The sequence below is a fragment of the Ruegeria sp. CDSA021 genome (genome assembly GCF_059612325.1).
In genome coordinates this window covers 1-17600 of record NZ_JBXWQJ010000012.1, presented here as the reverse complement: position 1 = coordinate 17600, position 17600 = coordinate 1, and the positions used below count along the sequence as shown (strand labels likewise).

The following is a 17600-nucleotide window of genomic DNA, read 5'->3' as shown; positions in this document are numbered from 1 at the left end:
TGTCCTCAGCCCATGGAGTGACGGTAGCCAGCCGAGTAGGTCCCGGTGACATAGTGTTCCAACTGCCGCTCGATGTCGCCCAGCAGCGATGACGCTCCAAAGCGGAACAGATCCGGCTCCAGCCAACGGTCGCCCAGCTCGTCCTTGATCAGCGACAGATAGACCAGCGCATCCTTGGCTTTCGAAATGCCACCCGCAGGCTTGTACCCTACGCGATATCCGGTGCGATCATAGTAGTCGCGGATGGCGCGGATCATGACCAATGAGACAGGCAGGGTGGCGTTGACGCTTTCCTTGCCGGTCGAGGTTTTTATGAAATCCGCCCCCGCCATCATGCAGACCAGCGAGGCGCGCGCGACGTTGCGCAGGCTGCCCAGTTCACCGGTCGCAAGGATGGCTTTGACATGGGCATCGCCGCAGGCCACGCGGAAAGCCTTCATCTCTTCATACAGCGCCTGCCAATCGCCCGACAGCACATGACGGCGCGAGATCACGATGTCGATCTCTTCTGCACCGGCTTTCACGCTTTCTTCGATCTCTGCCACGCGCAGGTGGAAAGGGGACAGGCCCGCCGGGAAACCTGTCGAGACAGCAGCAACCGGAATGCCGGTGCCGTTCAGCGCGTTCACGGCGGTTTCGATCATGTCGTGATAGACACAGACGGCGCCCGTGGTGATCGGCGGCATTTCCAGCGTTTGGAGGACTGAAGGCGCGACGGGCTGGCGCGCCTTGGCGCACAGACGGCGCACGCGACCCACGGTGTCATCGCCGGACAAGGTGGTCAGGTCGATCATCGTGATCGCCTTCAGCAGCCACGCGGCCTGATACTCTTTTTTCACTGACCGACGCCCGGGCAGGGTGGCTGCCCGACGTTCAATCGCGGAAGTGTTGGCCTGAACAGCGCGGACCCAATCCAGATCAAGTTCCATGCCGGGATTCCGGGGTTCGGTCACTTGCGGCAGATGCGCGGTGCGCACGGGGCTTTCTGAGCTCTGCGTATCCATAGTCACGTCCTTTGGGAGGTTTGCGACAAAATCGCATGGTAGGAAGTGGAATGGAAGGTGTTGAGAGGATTTGATTGGGAAATTTTTGACCAAACGGACAAATAAACATGACTTTCTTGCGAATAATTCGCATTAGCGTTGACTTAGTTGCGAGTGGTTCTCATATTTATCCTAATCAGGACGCGAAATTGAGGTCTAAGATGATTCGTCGGAGTTTTCTTTGCGCATTGGTGCTGGCGGTTTCACTGCCACTGGCAGCTTGGGCCGAGGCACCGCTCAAAGTGGTTGCCACGACGGGTATGATCGCGGATGCGGCGCGTCAGGTCGGTGGTGATCAGGTTGAGGTCAAAGGGCTGATGGGCCCCGGCGTGGACCCGCATGCCTATCGCCAGACCCGCAGTGACATCGCGGCCATGACCCGCGCGGATCTGATCCTGTGGCACGGTCTGTATCTGGAAGCGCAGATGGAACACTTCTTCCATGATCTAGGGCGCAAACGGGCCGTGGTCGCGGTTGCTGAAGGGGTCGATAAATTCAAACTGCGTGCGCATGATGATTACGCCGACAAGTTTGATCCACATGTCTGGATGACACCCAAGTTGTGGCGTGATGTTGTACTGGAAATCCAGACTGCATTGACTGAAGCACGCCCCGAAGCGGCCGAGGTTTTTGCCGCAAATGCAAAGGCCCATCTGGCTGATATCGATCGTCTGGCAACGTATGCCAACAACGCGTTGTCTTCCGTTCCGGAAAGCAGCAAGGTTCTGATCACCGCCCACGACGCCTTTGGTTATTTTGGCGAAAGCTTCGGGTTCGAGGTTCTGGGCATTCAGGGAATCTCGACCCAGTCCGAGGCTGGTCTGAACCGGATTGGTGAACTGGTCGATTTGCTGGTTGACCATCAGGTCACGGCTGTCTTCGTTGAAAGCTCGGTCTCGGATCGTTCGATCCGCGCGCTGATCGAAGGTGCGGCTGCCAAGGGGCATGACGTGAAAGTCGGGGGCGAGCTGTTCTCGGATGCCATGGGTGAAGAGGGTACTTATGAAGGTACCTATGTCGGAATGTTGGACCATAACATCACTGTCATTGCTGGTGCTTTGGGTGGCGATGTGCCGGGTCGTGGCATGGACGGAAAACTGTCGGCGGGATTTTGATTGATGTTGGACCTGATCAGCAATGAAGGCGTGACAGTTGAGGCGCAAAGGTTGGAAGACAGCCCCCTTGCTGTGCGCGGACTGACAGTATCATACGGGCAAAAGCCTGCGGTCTTTTCGGTTGATATGACTGTCCAGCCCGGTGCGATGACTGCGATCATCGGACCGAACGGGGCCGGGAAGTCCACTTTGCTCAAGGCGGCGCTTGGTATCGTTTCGCCTCTGTCAGGTCAGGTAACCGTTTTTGGTCAGCCATTGGACAAGCAGCGTGCGCGCATTGCTTATGTCCCGCAGCGGGCCAGCGTAGATTGGGATTTCCCGACTCGTGTGATTGACGTGATCCTGATGGGTCTGTCGCGTGAGCTTGGGCTTCTGGGGCGTGTCCGCGCCCGTCACAAGGCGTGCGCGATGGACTGTCTGAACCGTGTCGGAATGCGGGACTTCGCGGATCGTCAGATCGGGCAATTGTCCGGTGGCCAGCAGCAGAGGGTATTTCTGGCCCGCGCTTTGGCGCAAGGGGCGGATCTGTACCTTCTGGATGAACCTTTCGCCGGGGTGGACGCCGCCACCGAGAAGGCCATTATTGCGGTGCTGAAATCCCTGAAAGACGCGGGCAAAACAGTTGTGGTGGTGCATCACGATCTGGCGACCGTGACCGATTACTTCGACCACGTTTTCCTGATCAATACCCGCAAAGTGGCCGAAGGGCCGGTGTCCGAGGCTTTCACTGCGGAAACGTTGCAATCCGCTTATGGAGGGCGGCTGGCAACCGCGCAGATTGATCAGATTTCGCGCGCACTGGGGTAACACATGATTTGGGACGCTCTGACCCTGCAGCTTGGCTATAACGCCACGCTGGTCGCCATTGGTGCGACTTTGCTGGGTGTATCGGCGGGTGTGACGGGGACGTTCCTGTTCCTGCGCAAGCGCGCTTTGGTCAGCGACGCAATCAGCCATGCAACCCTGCCGGGTGTTTGTCTGGCCTTCATGGTTTTGGTCGCGCTGGGCGGGGATGGGCGCAACCTGTTGGGCTTGCTGGCAGGGTCAGCGATTTCGGCCTGGGTTGGGCTTCTTTGCATGAATTGGCTGACGCGCCGCACCCGACTGGCCGAAGACGCAGCGATCGGCGCGATCCTTTCCGTCTTCTTCGGTTTTGGTATCGTGCTTTTGACAATCATCCAGACCATGGGTGTAGGGCGTCAGGCGGGGTTGGAGGGCTTCTTGTTGGGCTCGACCGCCGGAATGCTGTGGGCGGATGCGATGATCATTGCCATCGGTGGCGCGGCGACGCTGCTGCTGGTTCTGATCCTGCGCCGTCCCATGACTCTTGTTGCCTTCGACCCGGAATATGCTGCGGCCCGTGGCTTGCCAATCCATCGCATCGACCTTGCGATGATGGGGTTGGTCATGGCTGTCACTGTGGTCGGCCTGAAAATCGTAGGCTTGATCCTGATTGTGGCTCTGCTGATCATTCCGGCGGTCACGGCGCGGTTCTGGTCGGAGCGTTCCGAACACGTTGTCCTGCTTGCCGGGTTTGCCGGAGGTCTGGCCGGATACATCGGCGCTGCTATTTCCGCTTCTGCCCCCAACTTGCCGACAGGCCCGATCATCGTTCTGGTCAGCTTTGCATTTTTTATCTTGTCCCTGTTCTGCGCCCCAAAGCGCGGGGTGCTGGCGGCGGTCTTGCGGCATTTACGTTTTCAACGCCGGGTGCATATCCGTCAGGGTCTGTTGGCGCTGGCGCAGGGTCAGAAGATCTACGAACCGCTCACGCTGCGCTTGCTGCGCCGTGCGGGTCTGGTCCGGCCAGACGGGGTCGCCACTGAAACCGGCAAGGCGCGGGCCGCCAAGGCGCTGCGCGACGAAAAACGCTGGGAGATCGTGCGCGGGGATCAGGCGCATGAGGCGACGGCTGCGCTGTATGACGGGTTGCGGGATATCGAAACCGTCATGACCCATGATCAGATCGCTGAAATCGACCGTCAAATTGGTAGACCGCAGGGGGTACCGGCATGAGTGGTGAGGAGTTTGTACCGCTGTCGCTGACGCCGCTGCTGATTGGCACATTTGCGGCCATTGCTTGCGCCTTGCCCGGCAATTTTCTGGTGCTGCGCAAACAGGCGCTGATCGGGGACGCGATCAGCCATGTGGTGCTTCCGGGTATTGTTGTGGCGTTCCTGCTGACCGGGGCAATATCAACCTGGCCGATGATGCTGGGTGCCGCGGGCGCTGCAATTGTGGCTGTGGTTCTGATCGAGGCCATTCGCCGACTGGGTCAGATCGAACCCGGTGCAGCCATGGGCGTTGTCTTTACCACAATGTTTGCGGCGGGTGTTTTGCTGCTTGAACAGACGGACACCTCGACCGTGCATCTGGACGTGGAACATGCGCTTTATGGCAACCTTGAAAGCCTGATCTGGTTGGATGCAACTGGCTGGGGATCATTGCTGGATGTCGAAGCCCTTGCAGGTCTGCCGCCTGAACTGTCCCGGATTGCTCTGACGCTGGTGGGTGTGTCTGTGTTCACCTGGCTGTTCTGGCGACCGCTGAAGATTTCCACCTTCGATGAAGGCTTTGCGCGCACGATCGGCATTCGAACGGGAGCCTTGGGCATGGCACTGGTCATTACCGCGGCCATCGCGGCGGTGGCCGCATTCGACGCGGTGGGATCAATCATCGTGATCGCCATGTTCATCTGCCCTCCGGCTGCGGCCAGAATGTTGACCAACCGGCTCGAGGCGCAGATTGCCTGGAGTATTGTGTTCGCCACAGCCTCGGCAGTGTCGGGCTATGTGCTGGCAGGCTACGGCCCTTTATGGCTGGGCGGGTCGGATGCGGTCAGCGCGGCGGGCATGATAGCCACGATGTCAGGTTTGATACTTGCCGCAGCCGCTATGTTCGGACCCTGCCGTGCGCGTATCGGTGCGCACACATCTGCGTGATCCGGCATGTTCCTGCCACACCTGCCCGTGCGTCGTCGGCCAATCTCTGCCCAGATGCCCAAAAGGTTAATCTTAAGAAGATTATTGGGCAGGCACATGTTACACGCCCACTATTCATTAACTGACTCACACCACTCACTTGGTGCGTCCGGGTGGACCTGAAGGCAAAGCCGTTCACGGCCCCCCGGACACCTTTTTTCTGATCAGAAAACTTGCGCAAACCAGTGGCAGAATCGTGTGCGATTGTGCTAGGTCTAGCGGTATGGCGCAAACAAACCCCAATATCGGCGAAAATCGCCCGGTGATCCGACAGCTGGACGACGCTGCAATCAACAGGATTGCTGCCGGTGAGGTGGTGGAACGTCCGGCCTCTGCTGTGAAGGAACTGGTCGAGAACGCTATCGACGCAGGGGCCACGCGGATTGCCATCGATATTGCAGATGGGGGCAAGACCCTGATCCGTGTCACGGATGATGGTTGCGGTATCTCGCCCGATGATCTGCCGCTGGCTTTGTCCCGCCATGCCACGTCAAAGATCGACGGGTCAGACTTGCTGAACATCCACACCTTTGGTTTTCGGGGTGAGGCGCTGCCCTCTTTGGGCGCGGTCGGGCGCCTGACCATTACCAGCCGCGTGCCGGGCATGGATGCGGCGCAGATCCACGTTGCGGGCGGCAGGATGGACGCCGTCAAACCCGCCGCCCTACGCGCAGGCACAGTGGTCGAGCTGCGCGATCTGTTCTTCGCCACACCCGCCCGGCTGAAGTTCATGCGCACTGACCGGGCCGAAGCACAGGCCATCAGCGACACAGTGAAACGGTTGGCGATGGCCGAACCTTCCGTGACCTTCACCCTGCGCGATGTGTCGGGCGGTGGCGAGGGTCGTGTCACTTTCCGTGCGGATCGCGAGAACGGAGACCTGTTCGACGCGCTCCACGCCCGTCTGGCCCGTGTGATCGGGCGTGAATTTGCCGAAAACGCTCTGCGGATCGACGCCACACGTGAGGGCATCCGGCTTTATGGCTATGCTGCCTTGCCGACCTACTCGCGTGGCGCAGCAGTCGCACAGTATCTGTTCGTCAATGGCCGCCCCGTGCGCGACAAGATGCTGACCGGCGCTTTGAGGGCCGCATATTTCGACTTCCTCAGCCGCGATCGTCATCCGGCGGCGGCTTTGTTTATCGACTGTGAACCGACGCTGGTGGATGTGAACGTTCATCCCGCCAAATCCGAGGTTCGGTTCCGCGACCCCGGCGTTGCACGGGGTTTGATTGTGTCCAGCCTGCGCTATGCACTGGCCGAGGCTGGACATCGGGCGTCCTCGACCGTGGCCAACGCGACCCTGGGCGCGATGCGGCCGGAACCGGCGCAACCGACCCCGGCGCGGGTGTATCAGATGGACCGTCCTTCGCCCGCTGCGCGGCAGGCGGCCTATCGGGCGCAGTCTCCGGGCTTTGCTGAACTGGCCCATGATTACAGCGGCAGCATTGTCGAACCGAGCCCAATTACCCCGGTAGCGGAAGCACAAGACTCCCAACCGCAGGACTTGCCTTTAGGGGCCGCGCGGGGGCAGGTGCACGAGAATTACATTATTGCGCAAACCGCCGACGGTATGGTGATTGTGGACCAGCACGCCGCACATGAACGGTTGGTCTATGAGAAACTCAAAACTCAGATGGCCGAGAACGGCGTCGCGGCGCAGGCGCTTCTGATCCCTGAAATCGTGGAACTGTCGGAAAGTGACTGCGCACGTCTGATGGCCGTTGCGGATGATTTGACGCGCTTTGGCCTGACGGTTGAGCCTTTTGGTGGCGGAGCTGTCGCTGTGCGTGAAACCCCGGCCATTCTGGGTGAGGTCGATGCCCGCGCGATGATCCTCGATATCCTCGACGAACTGGCCGATCAGGGCGAAAGCCAGATGGTTCAGGCAAAGATCGAGGCGATCCTCAGCCGGGTGGCCTGCCACGGTTCCGTCCGGTCCGGCCGCCGGATGCGCGCCGAAGAAATGAACGCCCTGCTGCGCGAGATGGAGGCGACACCGCATTCCGGTCAATGCAACCACGGTCGCCCGACCTATGTGGAGTTGAAGCTCAGCGATATCGAAAGGTTGTTCGGACGCAGTTGATCCGTCGTTCAGAACCTATTAAGAAGATAGAAACAAAACGAGAACATAAAGACTGACATGATCCAGATAGCAGGCACCCAGATCCCACTGAACGACCCGGTTCTTCTGACCGGCGGCGGGGTTGTCCTGCTGATCCTGCTGCTTTTGTTCCTGTCTTTACGGGCAGCCAATCGCTCGGCCCGGATGGCGGAACCTCTGGCGCGGCAGATGGCGCATCTGGGCCAGCATGTGCAGCAATTGGGGCAGGGGCAAGAGCAAATGCGAGGTGGCTTGCAGCATGTCTCGGACACGCAGGCCAATGCGCAGGTGCAGGTGATCCAAACGGTCGAGGCGCGTCTGTCCTCGGTCCAGCAGCAGATGAATGACCGGCTGGCTGATAACGCCATGAAGTCTGCACGTGCGCTGGCCGAGATGCAGGAGAGGATGAAAGAATCCCTGCATGGGTCATCGAAACAGACCGCGACATCCTTGACCCAATTGCAGGAGCGTCTGGCCGCGATCGACAAAGCGCAGGACAATATCACCAAACTGTCTGGCGATGTTCTCAGCCTGCAGGATATCCTGTCAAACAAGCAGACGCGCGGTGCGTTTGGGGAAATTCAGCTGACTGACATTGTCTCAAAGGCACTGCCCCGGGACAGTTTCAAGTTGCAGGCCACGCTGTCCAACGGGCGTCGTGCGGATTGCCTGATCCATCTGCCGAACCCTCCGGGCCCCATCGTGATAGACAGCAAATTCCCGTTGGAGGCGTATGAGGCATTGATCGGTGCGACCAATGACGCTGAGCTGAAAGCGGCCTTGCAGATGTTCCGCAGTACGGTCCGCAAACACATCACCGACATTGCCGAGAAGTACATCCTGGACGGTGAAACCGCCGATGGTGCGCTGATGTTCCTGCCGTCCGAGGCCGTTTATGCTGAACTTCACGCCAAGTTCCCTGAGCTGGTTCAGGAGAGTTTTGCCAAGCGCGTCTGGATCGTTTCACCCACCACCTGCATGGCGACGCTGAACACGATGCGCGCGATCCTGAAAGATGCGCGCATGCGCGAACAGGCCGGTGCGATCCGCAAAGAACTGGGGTTGCTACACAAGGATGTGGATCGTCTGGGGGATCGTGTGACCAATCTGGATCGTCATTTTGGTCAGGCGGCCAAGGATATCTCGGAAATCAAGATCAGTGCGGAAAAAGCTGGCCGACGGGCGCAACGTCTGGACAATTTTGATTTCGAGGAAATCGCACCTGATGCCGCGTCAGACGTTGTGCCGTTGGCGCGTCACGAAGGCTGAAATCACTGGATAGACAGGTCCAGATTGTACCCCACGGTTTTGCCTGTATCCCTGTCATTGCCCATCAGGTAGACGCGGATCGTGTAATCTCCTTCGTCTGACAGGTTGATCCGGGCCGTATTGCCGTTAATCGATCCATTATAGATCGCAACGCCGTCGCTTCCCGGTGGCAGGATATTGAAGTAAATCACGCCGTTTCCATTGGTGACACTGACCTGAAGGTCGGCCAACATCTCCTGTCCGGCTTTGGCGCCCAGCACATAGTCGAAATATTCATCGCCAGTGACAGTCCCGCTGACCATGGTGCCATAATTTCCGGACTCAAACTGTACCTCAGCCGTCATTTGGGCTGATGCGCCAGCTGCAACGCCCAGCAAAAAGGTCGACAAAAGTAGTTTTCCTGTCATGTCTGTGTCCTTTCAAGTCGGGCCTGAGGTGGAAATCGCCAGCAGGTCAGATGCGTAGGAAGGGCTGGAACAGGCGCGGCATGAGCTTGCTGAACTTCAGCGGCGCATCCGTGACCGCAAGACAAATGCAGTCTTCCGAGATATCAGCAACGGGTGAGTGTTCCAGGTTCTCGTCAGCGATTTCAACATCACCGCGAGCGAAGTGATCAACCTCGTCCGAAAACGCGCCTTGCAGTACCATTGTCAGTTCCATGCCCTGATGACCGTGGTCCGGGACCGCCGCACCGGCTGGAATGAACAACAACCGCGCTGTGGCCTCTTTGGTGGTCGGCAGGATGGCCTGCTTCACGCCCATGCCAATCGATTTCCAGCGAATGTCTGCGACGGTTCCACCCACGTAGTCCTGCAAGGGGGTTGGCAAAACGGAGCAGCCAGCGCGCGCGGGTTTGGGGGTCGGTGCGCCCTTAGCTATCAAGGCCATAGTTGCCGCCAAAGAGGCATCAGAAATGGCGACTAAACCTGCTTGATCGTCCAGAACTTGCCCACCAACGGCGTCAAAGCTCTCGGCCCGTGCGCGGCAATGGTTACACAGGGACAGATGGGTCGCGACCATTAGATCGAAGGCCTCGGGCAAATTCCCCGCAGCATAAGCCATCAGCAGGTCATCTGTCAGGTGATGTTTAATCGACTTGCTCATCTCACTCATCTCAGTTCATTGCATGGCGCAAGCGGTCCAGCGCCAGCCTTATACGTGATTTGATCGTGCCCAGGGGCAACCCGGTCTGTGACGCAATTTCCCCGTGGCTCAGATCCCCGAAATACGCCTTCTCGATCAGCTCTCTCTGCGCTTCCGGCAACGCCAGCATGGCGGTGCGCAGCTGCGCGGTTTCCTGTTGCAGTGCGATGACGTCTTCCTGGTCAGGCTCGGCCTCGGGTCCCCATCCCAGTTCCTCGGGTTCGGGGCGGCGTTGCTTGCGCAGCACGTCGATGCGCTTGTTCCGAGCAATTGTGAACACCCACGTGGCCACGGTGGCCCGTGTTGGATCGAACAGATGGGCCTTGTGCCACAAGGTTGCCATCACCTCTTGCGCGCATTCTTCGGCCATGGTGGCATCAGACCCTGACTTCATCAGGAACCCCTTGATGCGTGGCGCGAAGTGCTGGAACAACTCGGCAAAGGCCGACTGGTCCTGCGCATCCCGGATGCGCTTGACGTGTTCCACCCACTCGGATCTGGTGTCGCAACTGTCTTTTGTTCCGTTCACCTGTCTACCCTTGATGCGTTTCTTCCCGCGCCAAGGCTGAGGGGCGGCTGTGTCAACCGCAGGTTCGTCCAAGGTCGCAGTATTGATCTCGGTAAACATAACCACATTACGGGCCGCACCCCAAGCCGGATCACTTTATCAGGACATTATGATCCAACCTGCGCCAAATTCCGTACTATAAATGTATGCATTGGACAGAAAACGATGCTGTTTTAGGCAGTTATGGGCAGGTCTGAAAACAAACAATGGCAAAAGAAATAGATCATATCGCTGGCCACACCTATCACGGGCGCAAGGGCGGGATCGAAAATGCGTTTCGGTATTCGATCGATTACATTTTGTTCGACCCTGAGGCACAGCTGAAAACGCCGCTACTATTTTCACGTGACCGCGCAAATGTCGCCAACTGGCGCACGAGCGATCATGGTGGCGCGCCCGGTAAAGGTGAAGGTGCCGCGTGGTTGCGTGCCCGCTTTGACAAGATGGCTGTGCCGCAACCGGCGCACATCATGTTGCTGACTCAGCCAAGGGTTCTGGGGCATGTCTTCAACCCGGTGAGCTTCTGGTTCTGTTTTGACGACAACGGCCAATTCTACGCCGTTGTAGCCGAGGTGACGAACACCTATGGGACGCGACACAGCTATCTGTGCCACAAGCCTGGTTTTGCAGCCATCGAGCCGTCAGACCGGGTGGTGGCCGATAAGCTGATGCATGTCTCTCCGTTCCAGAAGATCGAAGGCACCTATACGTTCCGGTTCGATTTTCGCGTGGACAGGGTCGGTGTCTGGATCGACTATACACGGCCCGACGGTGGGCTGATCGCCACACTGACCGGACCGCGCCAGCCACTGACAAATCGTTTGATCCTGTGGTCTTTGCTTCGGCGTCCATTTGGGGCCCGGCGGACCTTTACGCTGATCGTTTGGCAGGCGTTGAAACTGTGGGTGAAAAAGGCATCCTTCCGCCCGTTTCGATCCGAGCCTGTACCAGAACAACCGATATCCCGAGCGCGGGACTGATCGCTGGTTTGCTTAAGATCAAAGACTCAGGCCCCCTTCGATGGTTGTGATGGCATGACAACCGCGAACAACAGGAGCTGAGAACATGTTGGAAATTTCGGCAAGGAAAGTTGCCCAAGTGGCCATGATGGGCCGCGAACTGAACCGGGCCGAGGGTGAGCTGCGGGCGTTCATCGGCCGCATGGGCGAAGACGAGCAGGCCGAGCTGGTCGCCATCATGTGGATCGGCCGCGAAAGCTTTTTCGCAGAAGACCTGGCCGAGGCCATCGCTACCGCCAAGTCCGAAGCCTCGACCCCCTGCGCCGACTACCTGATCGGCACCCCGCATCTGTCGGACCACCTTGAGAACGGACTGGATGCGTTGGGCATCTCGGCTGAGGATGTTGAGAACGACCTGATGTAATTCACCTCGTCGACCAAGTGCCATGGGTGGCGGTTCGCCCGCCATCTGATTTTAATCATTGAATAAGATGCGTGTTGCGGATGCATTTAGCAGATACGCTTCGGCGGATCTGATCCACCGCGCGCTTCCTCCGAACCTATCTAAACAAACCTTAATGAAGCGCTTTGATAACGTTAAGGCAGCGTTCCCAAATTTGATGTCAGGAAGACAACGCACATCAAATTCAGGAGGACAAAGACATGGCACATACCCAGACAGCAGACACCCGGAACGGCCTTTTTGATGGCCTGTTTTCGAAATACGCCGATGGAAAGGTCGAACACTTCCGTCGCCGGATTGTTGCAAAAACTGTGCGCGATCTCGAAAGGCTGGACGACCAGCAACTTGCCGATATCGGTATCCAGCGGGACCAGATCAAACGGCGCGCGTACGAGAGTGTTTATTACAACAAGCCTTACCGGCAGTGATACCGAACTCAGCCGGATTTCAAGTTACCCAAATGAACCAGTCAGTGAGGTTATCAGTATGTTTGACGTTATCCCGCCCATCAATCAACCGGCCCCTGCGGCTAGCGCATTGCTGCTGTTCGACCGTGCCATGCGCATCCGAGCGATCAGCCCTGACATTGTCCGCGCGGCCCAGCATCTGAACGCTTTGAACGATCACCAATTGTCAGAGCTTGGCATCAATCGCTGCGATATCGAAGACACGATTGAGCGGTACATCTGAAGGCCCGAATAGGGAAAGCTAGACATGCCTAAAGAAGAACAATGAAAGCCATTCCAGCAAACCTGGGATGGCTTTCTTCTTTCCACTAGTTCAGATGATCGACGATCTGCAAATGTTGCGCCAGTTTATCGATCTCACCCATCCAATCCTTCACAAGCTTCGGGTCGCTGGGTGCTGCGTGAACCCCGGCTGGAATCGCGCGGTTCAGGACGGCCTCAATAGCCATTGAGACGGGGATAGACACCAGACGCGCCATCGCGGTGCCGCGCGCATCACCCCACGCGTCCATGACATAGGTTTTGTTCCAAACCTCGATGCCGTCCTTCTCGGCCTTCAGGCCAACGCACAGCACAACACGGTCAGGCTCGCCTTCTTCATAGGCGTTTTCGTCCCAGAACTGATCTGACATCTCTTTCAGACGTGCATCGCCTTCAGGCCCCGACAGGGTTTCAATCTCGGTGAACACATCCGACCATGCATCGGCCCAGCCGTTCAGGCGCAGGGTGCCGCGGACGAATTCCTTGACCGGCCAATGATCCTCGAAATGGTATTGCGCCGTGAACGGGATCGAGTCGCGGTTCGGGTAGACTTCGAAGCTTTCCGGGGTCGGAAGCGGTGCAACATAGCTGCTGATCGCGTCCCACGGGCGGGCTACGTCCAGCGGAGCATAGTCACGGATTGATTTCGAAGGCGACCGCAGCGCCTTGAGCACACCCAGAGGCGACCAGCTGAATTTGTAGCGGAAGGGGTTTGGGGTTTTGGGGATACCACCGCAGTATGAGATAAAGCTTAGGTGGTTTTCCGGGTCAAATGCTTCTGAGGCACGATAGTCGTCGACCAACGCATGGGCCATCAGGTGGTCGATGCCCGGGTCCAGCCCGACTTCGTTGACCAGAACCACACCGGCTTCGCGCGCCTTGTCGTCCAGTGCACGCATCTCGGGAGCGATGTACGATGACGAGACGAAGTTGGCCTGTTTCGAGATCGCCAGTTCTGCCAGTGGAACATGCCAGTCGCCCGGCAGCATCGAGACGATCACGTCGCCTTTTCCAAGCACCGCGCCAAGTGATTCAATGTCGAAGGCTCGGATATCGTCGGTCAGATCTCCGACCTCGGCCTTGGCCTTTTCGATGGTTCGGTTCCAGACGGTGACCTTGTGCCCGCCCTCTATCAGGCGGCGCAGGCCGGGAATGGCCGACAGGCCGGTGCCACACCAGTGAATCGTCATCGTTCAGAGTCCTTCGATATGGGTATTGTAGGTTGCTTCTGCCCGACCCCAGACACCGCTGTCCAGATCATTCAATGTCAACAAAGAAGGCAGCAGTTGTGCGGCATAGTCTTCCGAACTTTCGACCGGCAGCATCGACGGCAGATTGTCGATGGCCATCACGTCCATCACCGGATCATTCGCCACACGCAGGGCCGGCGCGTCCCATGTGGTTGCGCGGTCATAGACCGGAACTGGGTTGTAATCACTGTCCGGGTCGCAGGCCACGTCACCAATGGCGGTCAGGTTGCGCGGGGCGGTCAGGGCCTCTTGCGGGACAAAAATAGGCGTACCGGGGCGCGCGAAAATGCAATTCAGGAACAGATCGTGGTCCAGGATCTCCGGGAAAGGTCCACCGCTGGAAGTTTCAGCCATATCCCATTTGGTGACAGCGACGCCCATCGCTTCGCACAGATCGGCAGCACCAGTGCCAACGCGGCCCAAGGCCCCGATGACGATGGCGCGCGGTCGGGCGGTTCCGGTGGCGTCCAGTTCAGCCAACAGTTCGTCATTCAGCACGTCCTTGCCCGCGTAGACACCTACGGGCGGGCATACCTCGCCCCGCAGCTGCACGGCCCATGCTTTCAGGGTAACTGCCGCACCGGCATACCCGGCCCAATAGCCAAAGGCGGCAACCCGGCGGCCGTTTTCATCCACCAGATATTCCAGATCATACAGCGTACCGCGCCCGGCTTTGAACCGTTGCAACAGCGCGCGACCAGAATGCTGGCCCTTGTAGGCATGGCCGAACATGATGTGGCGATGGGGCAGGGGCGTGCCGTCCTCGGGCAGTTCCTTGAGACCGAAGATGATCGCGTCCAGCGGGGCTTCGGGCCAGGAGTTTTCAGCCGCGATCTCGCAGCCTGCGTCCTTGTAGCCGTCAATCGGAATGGCACGGATATGGCTTTCCTCGACCGTCACGCGGATGCCAGCCGCGATCAGCGCTGCGGCGCCTTCATGGGTCAACCCAACCCGTTCCTCGTTCGGGCGCTGTTCTGCCCGGACCCAGAGATGTGTCATCGTATTTCCTTTTGTCAGAGCATTCCGGCGGCACGGACCGCCTGAACCGAAGGCCGTGCCTCCATCGCTTCGCGGAAGGCGAGAATTTTGGGGAAGGCCGTGACATCGACGCCGTCACCTTCCAGCCAACTGCAAACCACATAAAGGTAGGCATCTGCCAGCGAGAACGCCTCACCCAGCACAAACGGACCACGCAACCCGTTTGAACAGATATAGTCACAGGACGCAGTCATCGTCTGCGCCACCTTGTCTTTCATGTCCTTCCAGCTGGATTTCTTGTCGGCCCAGCGGTGGCCCCGCATCTTGTGGGCGTGGTTCACATGCATGGTCGAGGCCAGGTAGAACATCACCTCGCGCATCCGCGCGGCCATGACCGGATCGGCGGGCACCAGCCCGGCTTCAGGTGCTTTGGCCGCGATATACTCCAGCAACGCTCCGGTTTCGGTCAGGATGCCGCCATCAACAACCAGCGCCGGAACGCGGCCCTTTGGGTTGATCTGCCTGTAGGCAGGTTTCGTCTGCTCGCCCCCGGCAAAATCAAGCATGATCGCTTCATACTCAAGTCCTGCCTCTTCCAGGGTAATCGCAACAGCGACCGAGATGGTGCGGGGGGCATAGTAAAGCTGCATCAGAGGTCTCCGATCAAATTACAGGTGTGTCTGCGCGAACTGCCGGTCGGGTGCTTCCAGATGCGGAACGGCGTTGAACAGAACCGGGCTTAGCTGAGCCCCAATCGGGTGCAGACGATGCATCGACGTGTTCATGATGGCAAGGGCCACCCGCGCCATGGACGGGATGTCCAGCCCCATTGCCTGCCGCACCACCATCGAGATCAGCGCGCCTGATGTCACCACGATGGCCGGTCCGCCTGCGGTCCCGATCTCGTGCAGCGCGTCGCGGACGCGGGTTTCGAATTCGTCAAAGGTTTCGGGCGTGTCCTCGATTTCCCCACTGGCCCACGCTGTAAATGTCTTTGGCAGATGCTCGACAAAGCCCTCGCGATCCGTTGGGATCGCAACACCGTGCTGTTCTTCGAACAGTTGCGCAAGCGTGAAATACTCAATCTCATTGAGCCGGGCATCTTGCACCGGATTGACCAACCCCATGCTGGCGGCTGTTTCGGCATGGCGAGTCAGAGTGCCGCAAAAGACGCGGGGATAGTGGCTGCGGGTGTCACGAAGATGCGCGCCCAGCCAGCGGGCTTGCTGATGCCCCAACTCGCTTAGCCTGTCATAACTTACTTCGTCGCGCGCTGCGGTGTTGGCCTGTCCGTGACGCACCAATGTAATATGTGACATGTTAGTCCCTCTTGCGCAGACGTCTTAGGGCAGGTTCCACCCCGGGACCAGAGGGGTTTCATGTGCCATTGAAAAAATCCTCGCTGTGACCCGGTTTGTGGCTATGGTCTGCCCAAGGAAAACTCGGAGGATGTCATGTCGGTCAATCACACGCGGTTCTTGGCAGATTTGCATAAGTTACGCGAATTTGGGGCCTCGGGTGTCGGCAAGGGCGTGATCCGACCGGCATACTCAGAAGCGGATATTGCTGCGCGCAAATGGCTTGCAGAGCGCATGTCTGACGCCGGGCTGACACCACATTTCGATCGGGTCGGAAATCTGTTCGGGTTGGCCGAAGGCCCTTCGTTGCTGATGGGATCGCATTCCGACAGCCAACCCGAAGGCGGCTGGCTGGATGGCGCGCTGGGTGTCATTGCCGCGTTGGAGATCGCGCGCTCCAGTGAACGGCCCATCTCGGTCGTCAGCTTTCAGGACGAAGAAGGGCGGTTTGGTGTGACCACTGGCTCTGCCGTATGGTCCGGTGGCCTGCCGTTGGATCAGGCGGATGGGCTGACGGATGGCGCGGGTGTCAGCTTTGGTGCCGCCCGTGCCTCAATGTCCGGGATGTCCGGTGACTTTGTGGACCCTTCCCGGTTCAGCGGCTTTGTTGAGATGCATATCGAACAAGGCCCTTCCCTGGACGCGGCGGGTGAGCAGATCGGCGTTGTTACCGATATTGTCGGCATCCGCGACATGTCGATTACTTTTGAGGGTCAGCAGAACCACGCAGGCACAACACCGATGCACCTGCGCCGCGATGCGTTTCAGGCACTGTCCCTTTTCAACACGCGTCTCAATGACCGTTTCCGCAATGTAGTGACGCCTCAGACCGTCTGGACCATCGGGCGTGTTGACGTGCATCCCAATGCTTCGTCCATCGTTCCGGGGCGGGTTCGGTTTTCGATGCAATGGCGCGATGGCGATGCGGATCGGCTGGTCCGGATGGAAGAGATCATTCGCGCGACAGCTTTGGAGGTCGCCGATGAACAGGGGATGGCGCTGGATTACGGCCCGATGCTGGGGCTAGAGCCTGTTGCCATGGACCGGACACTGCGGGAAGCTTTGGAAAGCGGCGCGCAACAGGTCGCTCCGGGGAAATGGCGCCGGATGCCCTCGGGCGCGTTGCATGATGCAACAAACGTGTCGCGCCTGATGCCGGTTGCAATGTTGTTTGTTCCTTCGATCAACGGAATCAGCCACGATTTCGCCGAAGACACCGCAGAAAGCGATCTGCTTGCCGGACTGAACGTGCTCGACACCGCCCTTCAGGTGCTTGGGGGGCAATGGTAAAAGGAGAAGGCAAAATACTGTTTTTTCTGATCCTTGCGGCCAAGTAGGCTGGAGCAAAACAGCGGAAACATTTCCGGGGTTTTAGGGTTCGAATAAGGCGTGTTGCTTAAGGGAAAAAAGTTTCCTATAGGAACATTTATGTGCATACCTCCGTATGCAGTGCTGTCCAAAGCCGGTGTGTCGGGTGTAAACTGTCTGGAATCGTTGCAATCCGCGCAGCTTGGGGCAGACTGACGGGGATGCGTCAACCCACAGGTACGAAAAGGTATCCGCAATGACTTCACTTAAACGCACGCCTTTGCATTCGTTGCATGTTGAGTTGGGTGGTAAGCTGGTTGATTTTGCTGGGTG

19 protein-coding genes are annotated in these 17600 nt (G+C 58.5%); 11 read left to right on the top strand and 8 right to left on the bottom strand.

From position 1 onward, the window contains the following. Positions 1-5: 5 nt before the first annotated feature. The gene (deoC, locus tag AC2FLD_RS15815) at positions 6-1004 is read right to left on the bottom strand and encodes a deoxyribose-phosphate aldolase (protein WP_496670679.1); all 999 of its coding nucleotides are present in this window, start codon (positions 1002-1004) and stop codon (positions 6-8) included. Between the two features lie 200 nt (positions 1005-1204). On the opposite strand from deoC, the gene AC2FLD_RS15810 reads away from it, so the two are divergent. The 6 genes from AC2FLD_RS15810 (at position 1205) to AC2FLD_RS15785 (ending at position 8512) form a co-directional block, all read left to right on the top strand. Beyond that, on the top strand, positions 1205-2158 hold the full coding sequence (locus AC2FLD_RS15810) for a metal ABC transporter solute-binding protein, Zn/Mn family (RefSeq protein ID WP_496670685.1): 954 nt from the start codon (positions 1205-1207) through the stop codon (positions 2156-2158). Positions 2159-2161: 3 nt separating this feature from the next. After that, on the top strand, positions 2162-2965 hold the full coding sequence (locus tag AC2FLD_RS15805; protein WP_496670692.1) for a metal ABC transporter ATP-binding protein: 804 nt from the start codon (positions 2162-2164) through the stop codon (positions 2963-2965). Positions 2966-2968: 3 nt separating this feature from the next. Beyond that, positions 2969-4174: a metal ABC transporter permease gene (locus tag AC2FLD_RS15800; RefSeq protein WP_496670696.1), complete on the top strand. Its 1206-nt coding sequence runs from the start codon at positions 2969-2971 to the stop codon at positions 4172-4174. After that, positions 4171-5100 carry a metal ABC transporter permease gene (locus tag AC2FLD_RS15795; protein WP_050605057.1) on the top strand — a complete coding sequence of 310 codons (930 nt, stop codon included), beginning with the start codon at positions 4171-4173 and terminating at the stop codon, positions 5098-5100. The genes AC2FLD_RS15800 and AC2FLD_RS15795 overlap by 4 nt, the downstream gene beginning before the upstream one ends. A 262-nt stretch (positions 5101-5362) precedes the next feature. Next, positions 5363-7225 carry a DNA mismatch repair endonuclease MutL gene (mutL, locus tag AC2FLD_RS15790; protein ID WP_496670700.1) on the top strand — a complete coding sequence of 621 codons (1863 nt, stop codon included), beginning with the start codon at positions 5363-5365 and terminating at the stop codon, positions 7223-7225. 57 nt (positions 7226-7282) lie between these two features. Beyond that, positions 7283-8512 (top strand): DNA recombination protein RmuC, encoded by a 1230-nt coding sequence (locus AC2FLD_RS15785; protein WP_496670705.1) that lies wholly within the window; start codon positions 7283-7285, stop codon positions 8510-8512. A 2-nt stretch (positions 8513-8514) separates the two neighbouring features. Here the strand turns inward: AC2FLD_RS15785 and AC2FLD_RS15780 are convergent, their stop codons facing one another. From AC2FLD_RS15780 to AC2FLD_RS15770, 3 genes are read right to left on the bottom strand one after another with little or no spacing between them, the layout of a single operon-like run. Continuing rightward, complete coding sequence (locus AC2FLD_RS15780) at positions 8515-8919, bottom strand: hypothetical protein (protein WP_496670712.1); 405 nt, start codon at positions 8917-8919, stop codon at positions 8515-8517. Between the two features lie 46 nt (positions 8920-8965). Then, positions 8966-9616: a ChrR family anti-sigma-E factor gene (locus AC2FLD_RS15775; RefSeq protein ID WP_496670715.1), complete on the bottom strand. Its 651-nt coding sequence runs from the start codon at positions 9614-9616 to the stop codon at positions 8966-8968. Between the two features lie 10 nt (positions 9617-9626). After that, positions 9627-10142: a sigma-70 family RNA polymerase sigma factor gene (locus tag AC2FLD_RS15770; protein ID WP_496670764.1), complete on the bottom strand. Its 516-nt coding sequence runs from the start codon at positions 10140-10142 to the stop codon at positions 9627-9629. 287 nt (positions 10143-10429) lie between these two features. Between AC2FLD_RS15770 and AC2FLD_RS15765 the strand changes: the two genes are divergently transcribed. The 4 genes from AC2FLD_RS15765 to AC2FLD_RS15750 all read left to right on the top strand — a co-directional run bounded on the left by AC2FLD_RS15765 (position 10430) and on the right by AC2FLD_RS15750 (position 12335). Next, on the top strand, positions 10430-11203 hold the full coding sequence (locus AC2FLD_RS15765; RefSeq protein ID WP_496670724.1) for a DUF1365 domain-containing protein: 774 nt from the start codon (positions 10430-10432) through the stop codon (positions 11201-11203). An 85-nt stretch (positions 11204-11288) separates the two neighbouring features. Next, complete coding sequence (locus AC2FLD_RS15760; RefSeq protein WP_050605050.1) at positions 11289-11606, top strand: DUF3775 domain-containing protein; 318 nt, start codon at positions 11289-11291, stop codon at positions 11604-11606. A gap of 239 nt (positions 11607-11845) precedes the next feature. Then, entirely contained in the window at positions 11846-12073 is a 228-nt protein-coding gene (locus tag AC2FLD_RS15755; RefSeq protein WP_496670728.1) for a DUF1127 domain-containing protein, read from the top strand. A gap of 58 nt (positions 12074-12131) precedes the next feature. Beyond that, positions 12132-12335 (top strand): DUF1127 domain-containing protein, encoded by a 204-nt coding sequence (locus AC2FLD_RS15750; RefSeq protein ID WP_050605048.1) that lies wholly within the window; start codon positions 12132-12134, stop codon positions 12333-12335. An 85-nt stretch (positions 12336-12420) separates the two neighbouring features. Here AC2FLD_RS15750 and AC2FLD_RS15745 read toward each other — a convergent pair whose 3' ends face one another. Genes AC2FLD_RS15745 through AC2FLD_RS15730 form a run of 4 tightly spaced genes read right to left on the bottom strand, consistent with a single transcriptional unit; the run spans position 12421 to position 15920 of the window. Continuing rightward, a complete protein-coding gene (locus AC2FLD_RS15745) occupies positions 12421-13563 on the bottom strand; it encodes a saccharopine dehydrogenase family protein (RefSeq protein WP_496670732.1) in 1143 nt (380 codons plus the stop codon). Between the two features lie 3 nt (positions 13564-13566). Beyond that, positions 13567-14622 (bottom strand): saccharopine dehydrogenase, encoded by a 1056-nt coding sequence (locus AC2FLD_RS15740; protein WP_496670736.1) that lies wholly within the window; start codon positions 14620-14622, stop codon positions 13567-13569. Positions 14623-14636: 14 nt separating this feature from the next. Then, entirely contained in the window at positions 14637-15251 is a 615-nt protein-coding gene (locus AC2FLD_RS15735; protein ID WP_496670739.1) for a glutathione S-transferase family protein, read from the bottom strand. An 18-nt stretch (positions 15252-15269) separates the two neighbouring features. After that, positions 15270-15920, bottom strand: a complete 651-nt coding sequence (locus tag AC2FLD_RS15730) for a histidine phosphatase family protein (protein ID WP_496670742.1) — start codon at positions 15918-15920, stop codon at positions 15270-15272. Positions 15921-16055: 135 nt separating this feature from the next. Here AC2FLD_RS15730 and AC2FLD_RS15725 point away from each other — a divergent pair, with 135 nt between their 5' ends. Further along, positions 16056-17249: a Zn-dependent hydrolase gene (locus AC2FLD_RS15725; RefSeq protein ID WP_496670745.1), complete on the top strand. Its 1194-nt coding sequence runs from the start codon at positions 16056-16058 to the stop codon at positions 17247-17249. Positions 17250-17600: the final 351 nt, after the last annotated feature.